12 protein-coding genes are annotated in these 11748 nt (G+C 68.5%); 1 reads left to right on the top strand and 11 read right to left on the bottom strand.

Annotated features, from left to right (window positions below):
- Window positions 1-65: 65 nt before the first annotated feature.
- The 9 genes from APZ15_RS06865 to APZ15_RS06825 all read right to left on the bottom strand — a co-directional run bounded on the left by APZ15_RS06865 (window position 66) and on the right by APZ15_RS06825 (window position 9354).
- Window positions 66-488 (bottom strand): CopD family protein, encoded by a 423-nt coding sequence (locus APZ15_RS06865; RefSeq protein WP_011350935.1) that lies wholly within the window; start codon window positions 486-488, stop codon window positions 66-68.
- Between the two features lie 19 nt (window positions 489-507).
- The gene (locus tag APZ15_RS06860) at window positions 508-1779 is read right to left on the bottom strand and encodes a glutamate-5-semialdehyde dehydrogenase (protein WP_027788383.1); all 1272 of its coding nucleotides are present in this window, start codon (window positions 1777-1779) and stop codon (window positions 508-510) included.
- 135 nt (window positions 1780-1914) lie between these two features.
- Window positions 1915-3009: a DNA polymerase III subunit delta gene (gene holA / locus APZ15_RS06855; RefSeq protein WP_027788384.1), complete on the bottom strand. Its 1095-nt coding sequence runs from the start codon at window positions 3007-3009 to the stop codon at window positions 1915-1917.
- An 18-nt stretch (window positions 3010-3027) separates the two neighbouring features.
- The gene (locus tag APZ15_RS06850; protein WP_027788385.1) at window positions 3028-3582 is read right to left on the bottom strand and encodes an LPS-assembly lipoprotein LptE; all 555 of its coding nucleotides are present in this window, start codon (window positions 3580-3582) and stop codon (window positions 3028-3030) included.
- A 38-nt stretch (window positions 3583-3620) separates the two neighbouring features.
- Window positions 3621-6215 (bottom strand): leucine--tRNA ligase, encoded by a 2595-nt coding sequence (gene leuS / locus APZ15_RS06845; RefSeq protein ID WP_027788386.1) that lies wholly within the window; start codon window positions 6213-6215, stop codon window positions 3621-3623.
- A gap of 290 nt (window positions 6216-6505) precedes the next feature.
- Entirely contained in the window at window positions 6506-6967 is a 462-nt protein-coding gene (locus tag APZ15_RS06840; protein ID WP_027788387.1) for an ExbD/TolR family protein, read from the bottom strand.
- Window positions 6968-6991: 24 nt separating this feature from the next.
- The gene (locus tag APZ15_RS06835) at window positions 6992-7660 is read right to left on the bottom strand and encodes a MotA/TolQ/ExbB proton channel family protein (protein ID WP_027788388.1); all 669 of its coding nucleotides are present in this window, start codon (window positions 7658-7660) and stop codon (window positions 6992-6994) included.
- Window positions 7661-7678: 18 nt separating this feature from the next.
- The gene (gene dapB, locus APZ15_RS06830) at window positions 7679-8476 is read right to left on the bottom strand and encodes a 4-hydroxy-tetrahydrodipicolinate reductase (protein WP_021159286.1); all 798 of its coding nucleotides are present in this window, start codon (window positions 8474-8476) and stop codon (window positions 7679-7681) included.
- Window positions 8477-8538: 62 nt separating this feature from the next.
- Window positions 8539-9354, bottom strand: a complete 816-nt coding sequence (locus APZ15_RS06825; protein WP_027788389.1) for an outer membrane protein assembly factor BamE — start codon at window positions 9352-9354, stop codon at window positions 8539-8541.
- Between the two features lie 142 nt (window positions 9355-9496).
- On the opposite strand from APZ15_RS06825, the gene fur reads away from it, so the two are divergent.
- The gene (gene fur / locus APZ15_RS06820) at window positions 9497-9925 is read left to right on the top strand and encodes a ferric iron uptake transcriptional regulator (protein ID WP_006400349.1); all 429 of its coding nucleotides are present in this window, start codon (window positions 9497-9499) and stop codon (window positions 9923-9925) included.
- 224 nt (window positions 9926-10149) lie between these two features.
- Here fur and APZ15_RS06815 read toward each other — a convergent pair whose 3' ends face one another.
- Both APZ15_RS06815 and alc read right to left on the bottom strand, forming a co-directional pair.
- Window positions 10150-10674 carry an ureidoglycolate lyase gene (locus APZ15_RS06815; RefSeq protein ID WP_027788390.1) on the bottom strand — a complete coding sequence of 175 codons (525 nt, stop codon included), beginning with the start codon at window positions 10672-10674 and terminating at the stop codon, window positions 10150-10152.
- A gap of 14 nt (window positions 10675-10688) precedes the next feature.
- Complete coding sequence (gene alc, locus APZ15_RS06810) at window positions 10689-11696, bottom strand: allantoicase (RefSeq protein WP_027788391.1); 1008 nt, start codon at window positions 11694-11696, stop codon at window positions 10689-10691.
- Window positions 11697-11748: the final 52 nt, after the last annotated feature.

Here is an 11748-nt window from a genome sequence, read left to right as displayed (position 1 = left end):
GAACGGCGCCCCGAGGGGCGCCGTTGCGCAGGGTTCCGCACCGGCAACCGCGCCGGCCGCGCCGCTCAAAACGGCTTGATCACGACCAGCGCGACCGCCGCGAGCATGCCGAGCACCGGCAGCTCGTTGAACACGCGATACCACTTGTCGGTGCGGCGGTTCTCGCCACGCTCGAACACCCGCAGCAGGTGCCCGCAATAGGCGTGATAGACGATGAGCAGCAGCACGACCGTCACCTTCGCGTGGATCCAGCCCTGCCCCTGCCCGATGCCGATCGAAAGCCACAGCCACAACCCGCAGGCCAGCGCCGGCACCGCGATCATCGTCATGAAGCGGAACAGCTTGCGCGCCATCAGCAACAGGCGCCGCACGGCGGCCGGATCGGTTTCCATCGCCAGGTTCACGTAGATGCGCGGCAGGTAGAAGAGCCCCGCGAACCACGCGGCGATCAGTACGATATGGAACGTCTTGACCCAGAGCATCGCCATCGGTTGTGTGCCTCGCTTGTTATTGGCGGCCTTCGCCGTGCCCGAGCACGACGTACTTCAGCGACGTCAGCCCCTCCAGGCCGACGGGGCCGCGTGCATGCAGCTTGTCGTTCGAGATGCCGATTTCCGCGCCGAGGCCGAATTCGAAACCGTCCGCGAAACGCGTCGACGCGTTGACCATCACGCTCGCCGAATCGACTTCGCGCAGGAACCGCATCGCGCGGTCGTGATCCTCGGTGACGATCGCATCCGTGTGATGCGAGCCGTAATGGTTGATGTGCTCGATCGCGGCGTCGAGGCCGTCGACGACCTTGATCGCGAGCACCGGCGCGAGATACTCGGTGTGCCAGTCTTCCTCGGTGGCATCGATGAGCGGGCCGACGCCCGCATCGGCGAGCACCGCGCGCGCGGCCGCATCGACGCGCAGCTCGACCTGCTTGTCGCGATACAGTTTGCCGAGCGGCGGCAGCAGCTTCGCCGCGACACCGCTCGCGACGAGCAGCGTCTCCATCGTGTTGCAGGTGCCGTAGCGGTGCGTCTTCGCGTTGTCGCAGACGGTCAGCGCCTTGCCGAGGTCGGCGCGATCGTCGACGTACACGTGGCAAATGCCGTCGAGGTGCTTGATCATCGGCACGCGCGCCTCGTTGATCAGGCGCTCGATCAGGCTCTTGCCGCCGCGCGGCACGATCACGTCGACGTATTCGGTCATCGTGATCAGCTTGCCGACCGCCGCGCGATCGGCCGTCGCGACGACCTGCACCGCATCCTGCGGCAGGCCGGCGGCTTCGAGCCCTTCGCCGATCAGCTTCGCGAGCGCCGCGTTCGATTCGAGCGCTTCGGAGCCGCCGCGCAGAATCGTCGCGTTGCCCGACTTCAGGCACAGCGCGGCCGCGTCGATCGTCACGTTCGGGCGCGATTCGTAGATGATGCCGATCACGCCGAGCGGCACCCGCATCTGGCCCACCTGGATTCCGCTCGGGCGGTACTTGAGGTTGCCGATCTCGCCGATCGGATCGGCCAGCGACGCAACCTGGCGCAAGCCCTCGACCATCGTCTTCAGCGCCTTGTCCGACAGCGTCAGGCGATCGACGAACGCTGCATCGAGCCCCTTTTCACGGGCACGGGCGACGTCGCGGGCATTCGCGTCCTTCAGTGCCTGCGCGTCGCGTTCGATCGCGCGAGCCACGGCGTCGAGTGCCGCGTTCTTCGCGGCCGTGCTGGCGCGCGCCATCGCGCGGGAAGCGTGCCGGGCGCGACGGCCCAGGTCGGTCATGTACTGATCGATATCCATCGTGTGACTCGAGAAGCGCGCCGCGCTGGGCGGCATGAATTCGTGGGGAAGCGTGGACGGCGGCCGGAGAGCCGCGCCCGTGATCGAAACATTGTATGCGGGTTGCGCAGCGCGCGCTGAAGGCCCGGACGGGACTTAGCGTCGCACGCGGCCCGCGGTCGGCGGTCGCTCGCCGCGGGCACCGGCCACCGTCATCGCGAGCTGGAACAGCCCGTCCCACGGATCGGGCGGCGGCTCGTCCTGCGTGCGCCGGCCCGGCACGACGGCCGTGAGCCCCTTGACCTGCCGGTCGAGCTTCGCGGCAAACGCGAGTGCCTTCTCGAGCACGGCTTCCGACACACGGTTCAGCGCGGGGCCGATCAGCCGCTCGCGCGGCCCCCACACGCGGTTCTCGCGCAGCAGCGTCGCCAGCGGCTTGCCGGCCGTCGTGCCGCGCTTGATCCGCAGCAGCGTGCGTAGTTCCTCGACGACGGCCCACATCACCAGCACGATCGCCTCGCCCTCGCCCTTCAGCCCGTCGATCATCCGTGCGAGCCGCGCGGCGTCGCCGGCGAGCATCGCTTCGTTCAGCTTGAAGACGTCGTAACGCGCGACGTTCAGCACCGCGTCGTGCACCTGTTCGAACGACAGCGCGCCCTGCGGATACAGCAGCCCGAGCTTCTGGATTTCCTGGTGCGCGGCGAGCAGGTTGCCTTCGACGCGCTCGGCGATGAACTGCAGCGCGCGCCGCCCGTCCTCGCCGGGCGCGGCGCGCTGGCCCTGCATCGCGAGACGCTGGCCGATCCAGTTCGGCAGCTGCGCGCGGTCGACCGGATCGATCTTCAGCGCGACGCCACCGTTCTGCAGCGCGGTAAACCAGGCGGATTTCTGCGTGGCCGCGTCGAGGCGCGGCAACGTGACGAGCATCAGCGCGTCGGGGTTGGGCGTGGCCGCGAGCGTCTTCAGTGCGTCGGCGCCTTCCTTGCCGGGCTTGCCCGACGGAATGCGCAGCTCGATCAGCTGGCGCTCGCCGAACAGCGACATCGCCTGGGTCGCGCCGAGCAGCACGCTCCAGTCGAAACCGCGCTCGACCGTATGCACCGAACGCTCGGTGAAGCCGGCCGCACGCGCGGCCGCACGAATGCGGTCGCACGCCTCCTGCGCGAGCAGCGGCTCGTCGCCGTACACGGTATAGAGCCCGGCCAACCCCTTCGCGAGGTGCGGCTCCAGTGCATCAAGTCGCAATTGCATCGGTGCGTATGCCGTCGATCAGAGCGGCGGCGGCGGCAACGGCGCGCGCGGCGCGACGCCCGGCACCACGTCTTCCGGCGCCGGCGTCAGCGAGTGGACGATCGCGAGACGCCGCATCAGCTGGTCGACCGCGTCGTTCTGCATGTCGCCGTACAGGATGTCGGCTTCCTGCGCCTTCGCGTTCGTGTACTGGTCGCTGTACGTCATCGCGCGATTCAGCGCGATCGCGCTCGGCGGGATCAGCACGGTGCCGTCCTTGCTCGTGAGCGTGTAGCTCAGCGTATAGAACAGTGCGTATTCCTGCGCCGAGCCGAACTTGTTGAGCGTCAGCGTATTCTGCCCGCGCGACTCCCACATGCGCAGCACGGCGTCTGCGTCGTCCGCCGACTTGACGATCTTCGTGTCGCTGCCGGCCTCGACGAGGCGCACGAAGCGCGCCTCGACCGGCGCCGGCGCGCCGACGATCAGCAGGTGCTTGAACGCGTAGTCCTGCTGGCCGCGCAACTGGAAGCCGCATGCCGACAGCGCGACCGCGCTGCCGACGGCGAGCATCAAAAACGATCTGCGGATCACCTTCGCTCCTTCTGGGTACGTCCGACGGCCGGCGGCCGTCAGACGACGATGTTCACGAGGCGGCCCGGCACGACGACGATCTTCTTCGCCGGCTTGCCGTCGCTGAACTTCGCGAACGCTTCGTCGGCCACCGCCGCAGCTTCGATCGCCTCGCGGCTCGCGTCCTTCGCGACCTTCAGCGCGCCGCGCACCTTGCCGTTCACCTGCAGCACGAGTTCGATCTCGGCCTGCTCGAGCGCGGCCTCGTCGACCTTCGGCCACGGTGCGTCGAGCAGCGGGCCGAATTCGTCCGCATAGCCGAGCGCCTTCCACAGCTCGAACGTGACGTGCGGCACGACCGGGTACAGCACGCGCAACAGCACGCCGTACGTTTCGCGCAGCACGCCGGGCGTCGCGCCCTTCGCGCCGTCGATCGCGTTCAGCATCTTCATCGCGGCCGACACGACCGTGTTGTATTGCAGGCGCTGGTAATCGAAATCGGCCTGCTTCAGCACGCTGTAGATTTCGCGGCGCAGCGCCTTGTCGGCTTCGCCGAGCGCGGCCGCATCGAAGCCCGCGCGCGCGGCGAGCGCTTCACGGTTCGTCGCACCGAAGCTCCACACGCGGCGCAGGAAGCGGCTCGCGCCCTCGACGCCCGCACCCGACCACTCGAGCTGCTGCTCGGGCGGCGCGGCGAACATCGTGAACAGGCGCGCGGTATCGGCACCGTACTGGTCGATCAGCACCTGCGGATCGACACCGTTGTTCTTCGACTTCGACATCTTCTCGATGCCGCCGAGCACGACCGGCTGGCCGTCCGTATTCAGCGTCGCGCCGACCGGGCGGCCCTTGTCGTCGTGCGTGACCGTCACGTCGGCCGGGTTGTACCAGGTCTTCTTGCCGGAAGCGTCTTCACGGTAGAACGTCTCGTTCAGCACCATCCCCTGCGTGAGCAGGTTCTTCGCCGGCTCGCCGAACTTCACGAGGCCGAGGTCGCGCATCACCTTGGTCCAGAAGCGCGAATACAGCAGGTGCAGGATCGCGTGCTCGATGCCGCCGATGTATTGATCCATCGGCATCCAGTAATCGGTGCGCGCGTCGACCATGGTCTCGGCGTCCGGCGCCGTGTAGCGCGAGAAGTACCACGACGAATCGACGAAGGTGTCCATCGTGTCGGTTTCGCGCTTCGCGGCCGCGCCGCACTTCGGGCACGAACAGTTCAGGAACGCTTCCGACTTCGCGAGCGGGTTGCCCGAGCCGTCCGGCACGAGGTCTTCCGGCAGCACGACGGGCAGATCCTGCTCGGGCACCGGCACGTCGCCGCACGACGGGCAGTGGATGATCGGGATCGGCGTGCCCCAGTAGCGCTGGCGCGATACGCCCCAGTCGCGCAGGCGCCACGTGACCTGCTTGTCGCCGAAACCGCCGGCGTTCAGGTCGGCCGCGACCGCGTCGACGGCTTCCGTGTAGCGCAGGCCGTCGTACTTGCCGCTGTTCACGCAGACCGCGGTTTCCTTGTCGCCGTACCACTCCTGCCATGCGTCGAGCGAGTACTGCTGGCCTTCGGCCGAGATCACCTGCCTGATCGGCAGGTCGTATTTCTTCGCGAACGCGAAATCGCGCTCGTCGTGGCCCGGCACGCCCATCACCGCGCCTTCGCCATAGCTCATCAGCACGTAGTTGCCGATCCACACCTCGACCGGCTCGCCGGTCAGCGGGTGCGTGACCGAGAAGCCCGTCGCGACGCCCTTCTTCTCCATCGTCGCGACGTCGGCCTCGGCGACACCGCCGCGCTTGCATTCGTCGATGAACGAGAGCAGCTCGGGCTTGTCCTGCGCGAGGCGCGTGGCCAGCGGATGCTCGGCCGCGATCGCGCAGAACGTGACGCCCATGATGGTATCGGCGCGCGTCGTGAACACGCGCAGCAGCTTCTTCTCGCCGTCGAGTTCGTACGGGAAGCCGAAGTTTACGCCGAAGCTCTTGCCGATCCAGTTCTGCTGCATGATCTTCACGCGCTCGGGCCAGCCGAGGCCGTCGAGGTCGTTCAGCAGCTCATCCGCGTACTGCGTGATGCGCAGGTAGTACATCGGGATCTCGCGCTTCTCGACGAGCGCGCCCGAGCGCCAGCCGCGGCCGTCGATCACCTGCTCGTTCGCGAGCACGGTCTGGTCGACCGGGTCCCAGTTCACGGTGCCCGTCTTCTTGTACGCGATGCCCTTCTCGAGCATCTTCAGGAACAGCCACTGGTTCCACTTGTAGTAGTCCGGCTTGCACGTCGCGATCTCGCGCGACCAGTCGATCGCGAGGCCCATCGACTGCATCTGGCCCTTCATGTAGTCGATGTTGTCGTAGGTCCACTTCGCGGGCGGCACGCCGTTCGCCATCGCGGCGTTCTCGGCCGGCATCCCGAACGCGTCCCAGCCCATCGGCATCAGCGTGTTGTAGCCGTTCATCCGCAGATAGCGGTACATCACGTCGTTGATCGTGTAGTTGCGCACGTGACCCATGTGCAGCTTGCCGGACGGGTACGGCAGCATCGACACGCAGTAGAACTTCGGCTTCTGCGAATCTTCCTGCGTCTTGTAGGCATCGGCTGCGCGCCAGTCGCCCTGGGCGGCGGCTTCGACGTCGGCGGGTACGTATCTCTCGTGCATGGTGTGGTTCGGACTAGGCTTTAAGCGGCGCGACGGCGCGCGCAGGAGTGGATCGAAAATCGTGCTTGCCCGGCGGACCGGCAGGTTCGCTGTTGCCGGACCTGTTCACGGTTTCCGGGAATTTTCCGGGCAACCCGCAGCATGCCCGGGTAGCCTGGAAAATTCCGGGTTACCTGAAAAGAGCCTGCCAACCGGGAAAAACGTTGATTATACCGCCCGCGCCGGCCCATTCGACCGGTCTTGCGGCGGGCGGCCCGATCCCGCGCCAGGGGCGGGCCCGCCGGAGCCGCTCAGCGGTTGGCCGGCACGGCAGGCGCCGCCGCGGAACCGCCCGCCTGCGGCGGCACGTCGGTCACGAAGCCGATCCGCGTGAGGCCGGCGGCCTGCGCGGCGCCCATCACCTGCGCAATCACGTCGTAGCGGGTCGCGCGCGACGCTCGCAGCCGCAGCTCGGGCGGCGCGCCGCCCGCGGCGGCGGCCCGGAAGCGCGCGGGCAGCGCGTCGAGCGCCACCTGCGTGTCGTCCCAGTACAGCTTGCCCGCGTCGTCGATCGACAAGGTGACGGATTGCGGCGTGTCGCGCGCGACGCTGGCCGCGACCTTCGGCAGGTCGAGCCGGATCGCGTGCGTCATCAGCGGCGCGGTGATGATGAAAATGACGAGCAGCACCAGCATCACGTCGATCAGCGGCGTCATGTTGATCTCCGCCATCGGCGCGGACGTCTTGTGGTGCTCGAGCCCGCCGAATGCCATGGTCGCTCCTCCGGAATGGGCGCGTCAGGCTTCCTGCGCGCAGACGAACACGTGCAGGTCGCGCGCGAAACCGTCGAGCTCCTCGGCGAGCTGCCGCACGAGCCGCCCGAGGATGTTGTAGGCCAGTACCGCGGGAATCGCGACCACGAGCCCGAACGCGGTCATGATCAGCGCCTCGCCGACCGGCCCCGCGACGCTCTCGATCTGCGCCTGCCCGCTCGCGGCGATGCTGCCGAGCGCGTGATAGATGCCCCACACGGTGCCGAGCAGCCCGACGAACGGCGCGGTGCTGCCGATCGACGCGAGCAGCACCTGGCCGAATTCGAGGCGCCGCTGCGAGCGCAGCATCGCGTGCCGCAACGCACGCAGCACGCGTTCGCCGCGCTCGACGCGCGCGGCCAGCGCGGCCGGGTCGTGATCGTCGGCCGCATCGCGCGCGGCTTCGGCGAGCGGCACGAACACGCGCTCGCGATCGGCGCCGGCGAGCGCGGTTATGCCCGCGTCGAGCGACGGCGCGCGCCAGAACGCGGCGAGCGCGCGCGGCCCCTGCCGCTTCGCGCGGACCAGCAGCCAGGCTTTCATGAGGAGGAAGCACCAGCTGGCGACGGACATCGCCAGCAGCACATAAGCGACGGCATGCGTGATCGCATCGCCGCTTTCGAGGTAGTGGACAACGCCGGTGGGTATCGCCATCGGAGTTTCCCCGTGGGGTCAGCGCAGGCCGAGCACGTCCTGCATGTCGAACAGGCCGGCGCCGCGCGCCGACAGGAAGCGGACCGCGCGCAGCGCGCCCTGCGCATACGACACGCGGCTCGACGACTTGTGCGTGATCTCGATGCGCTCGCCGATCCCGGCGAACAGCACGGTGTGATCGCCGACGATGTCGCCGCCGCGCACCGCCGCGAAGCCGATCGACGACGGATCGCGTTCGCCCGTCACGCCGTGGCGGCCGTACACCGCGCAATCGTCGAGCGAGCGCCCGAGCGCGCCGGCGACCGCTTCGCCCATCATCAGCGCGGTGCCCGACGGCGCGTCGACCTTGTGGCGGTGATGCGCCTCGATGATCTCGATGTCGTAGCCGTGCGAGAAGTGCTTCGCCGCGAATTCGAGCAGCTTCAGCGTGACGTTCACGCCGACGCTCATGTTCGCCGCGAACACGATGCCGATCTTGCCCGCAGCGGCCTGCAGCCCGGCCTTCTGCTCGGCGGTGAAGCCGGTCGTGCCGATCACGAGCTTCACGTCGTGGCGCAGCGCGGCCTCGATATGGGCCATCGTGCCTTCCGGACGCGTGAAGTCGATCAGGTAGTCGGCCTGCGCGAACACGGCGTCGAGATCGGCGGTCAGCCTGACCCCGGTTTCCTTGCCGAGGAACGCGCCGGCGTCCTGGCCGAGGAACGGCGAATCGGCGCGGTCGAGCGCGCCGACGAGCTGCGCGTCGGAATCGTTGAGAACGGCTTCGATCAGCATCCGGCCCATACGGCCCGATGCGCCGGCAATCGCAATCTTCATGGCTTTCTACACGACAGGTCTAAAGGCGGGCGGCGCATGCCGCCCTGTTTCCGCGCGCGGGCTTATTGCGCCGGCGCGGTGAGCGGCTGGTTCTGCAGCGTGTCGGAACCTTGCGGGCCGACCGGCGGCGACGCCTCGTTCGACGCGTTCGGCGGCGGCGGACGATGGAACTGGAACTGCGGCTGGATCGCCGGAACCGCGCCCGGCGGCTGGCCGCCCGGCACCGGCGCACCGCCGGAAGCCTGTGTGGACGGCGTGAACCGCCGCGCGGCCGAGCCCTGGCCCGACACCTGGTTGGTCGCGCGGTTCGCCGCGCGGGCGGCCTGCGCGTTCGCATCCTGGTCGACCACCGCGCCGGACGCCGGCACGGTGGACGGGCTCGCGACGGTCTCCGGCGCCGGCGCGCTCGCCGCCTGCGCGGCGCTCGCGGCGGCGGCAGCCTCGGCGGCCTTCTTCGCCGCTGCGGCCGCCTTCGCCTTCTTGCCGCCACGGTCGCCGTCGATGTCGGCCAGCAGGTCGAGCTCCGAAGGCAGGTTGTCCGCCCCCGTCCAGCCCGCGACGCGATCGCCCGAGAACGTCACGACGAGATCACGCTGCTGGACGACCGCCGTCGAGCCGCGCTTGAAGTAGAAGAGGTAATCCCAGCGGTCGGCGTGGAACATGTCCGCCAGCAGCGGGGTGCCGAGCAGCGCGCGTACCTGCTCGCGCGACATGCCGACCTGCAGCTGCGAGGCTTTCTCCTGCGACACGAAGTTGCCTTGCACGACGGTGATCCGGTAGGGGGTGATGCTCTGCGCGATGCGCTGCGTCACGCTGTCGTAAGACGAACAACCAGCCAGCGCGGCAACGGCGGCGGCAGCGATGATGACACTCCGCATGCGGCTCCTCTGAAAGTGCGAAAGAGATTCTGGAATCATTTCCCTCACCGTGCAGGCCCGCGTCGCAGGCCGCGCGTGTTTCTGGAACGGCGAAAAGCCGGTAACATTGAAGCCCTGCATTGTACTCTAGGGATGCCTAGCCATGACCAATCCGACGGATCTCAAGAATATCGGGCTAAAGGCCACCCTACCGCGCCTCAAGATTCTCGAGATCTTCCAGCAAAGCCCGGTGCGCCATCTGACCGCAGAAGACGTCTACCGGAACCTGCTCAACGAGCAGCTCGACATCGGGCTTGCCACCGTCTACCGCGTGCTGACGCAGTTCGAGCAGGCCGGCCTGCTGTCGCGCAGCAACTTCGAATCCGGCAAGGCCGTGTTCGAACTGAACGAAGGCTCGCACCACGACCACCTCGTGTGCCTCGATTGCGGCCGGGTCGAGGAATTCTTCGACGCCGAGATCGAAAGCCGCCAGCAGGCGATCGCGAAGGAGCGCGGCTTCCGGCTCCAGGAGCACTCGCTCGCGATGTACGGTTCCTGCACGACCGAGAACTGCCCGCACCGCAAGCACTGAAATCCAGCCGCGCGCGCGGCGCATGCAGGACGGCCCGGACGGCGATTCGCCTTCCGGGCCGTCTTCTTTTCGGGATACGCAGGAGGCGCCCGCCCGGGGAAACCGGCGGCGCACCGCCGCCCCACGGGCGGGCCCGCCCAGGCTTTCGCACACCCTTCGCGTTGCCTGCCCGGGCGGCCCCGGGTGACATCAGGCCGCCGGAGGGGCCGGCCTGCCCGCCTTCGTCATGCCGCGCCCGCGCAGGCCGGTTCGAACTCCAGCGCCCATGCGCACTCGAGCGGGATTTCGTCGCAGTTCGGCTGCGGGCCGCCGCGATCGACGATCACGAAATCGCTGACCGCATCCAGCGCGAGCAGCGGATGGTGCCAGACGCCCTTCGCATAGTTCACGCCCTGCCAGCCTTCCGCGAGGAACGCGCGCATTGCGTCGGGCCGGAACTCGCCGGCCGGCGCGACGACGATCGCGTAACGCGACACCGCCGCGAGCGGGATGAACGCCTGGCTGCCATGCGGATGGCGCTCCATCAGCGTGACCGCAACCGGCAGCGCACGCGGCTGCGCGCGGAACACACTGACGAGCGGGCGGCCGCCGTCCGCGCACACGTCGATCGTCGCGAGATCGTGGAAGCGCTCGGTCGTGCCGCCGTTGATCGGAAAATGGCGCGCGCCTTCGAGCGCGATCACGTCGCCGAACGGCGCGAACGCTTCGCGGGTCAGGCGCTCGACGCGCAGGATGCGGGATCCGCTCATGCCGTTGCCCTCCTTCAAGCCGGCTCGCCCCACAGACGCAGGCGCGACACGCCGCCGTCCGGGAAGATGTTGAAACGCACGTGCGTGACGGGGCCGAGCGCCGCAAGCTGGTCAAACGTGTGGACGTGGTCCATCGACAGCTTCTGCTCGCCGAGCAGTTCGGCCCAGAACATCGCCTGCGTGACGAGCGAGTCGTCGGTGCCGCCCGCCACCCTCGCGGCCTGCAGCGAGCAGCGGTCGGGGAAATTGCCCTTGAAGAACGCGGTATCGACCTCGACGCGCCGGATGATGCCCGGCCGCGCGAGCGCGACGATCGCCCAGTCGTTGCCGGGCTCGCGGCGGCGCCGCGTTTCCCAGCCGTCGCCCATGTTCGCGCCGCGCCCCGGCATCAGCATCTGCGATGCCGGGCCGAAGTGCTGGTTGTTCGCGGCCACCAGGTAGCCGCCGTTCTCGATCGCCGCGAGATCGACGAGCTCGCCGGCCGGCACCTGGCGCCAGTCGCGCTGCGGCTGGCCGTACACGCGCAGCCGCGCGAGGCCGCCGTCCGGGTACAGGTTCACGCGCAGGTGCGTATAAGGCTGCGCATCGTCGACGCTCACGTAGTGATGCGAATTGCCCTGCAGCGTCGTCGCCGGGACGATCGTGCGCCATTCGGCGTTGTCGGACGGCGTGTCGCCTTCCGCGACGCACGCGTCGATCGATGCGGCCGGCGGGAAGTTGCCGGTGAAATGGCTCGTGTCGAGGTCGACGCCGTGAATCACGCCCGGCCGCGCGAGCCGCACCACGCAGAAGTCGTGGCCGGTCGTGCGCTTGCGGCGCGTTTCCCAGCCGTCCATCCACTTGCCGTGGTCGTCGTACTTGCCGGGAATGAACACGGCCGGCTCGGGATTCAGCATGCGCTCCTTCGGCGCGAAGAACTCGTCGCTGGCAAAGAGCGCCTGCGCCCCGAGGCGCGGGTCGGCGAGGTTCATGTAACGCCGCGTAAACGCCGGCGCATCCGGATCGAGGATGGGGGCTGCCATGTCGTCTCCTGTAGTTTGATGAAGGGCCGGCGCATCGAGGCGCCGGCCACAT

This window comes from Burkholderia cepacia ATCC 25416 (assembly GCF_001411495.1).
Lineage (GTDB): Bacteria > Pseudomonadota > Gammaproteobacteria > Burkholderiales > Burkholderiaceae > Burkholderia > Burkholderia cepacia.
Note: the sequence above shows the minus strand (reverse complement) of the source record. Positions and strands in the feature narration are given on the sequence as shown.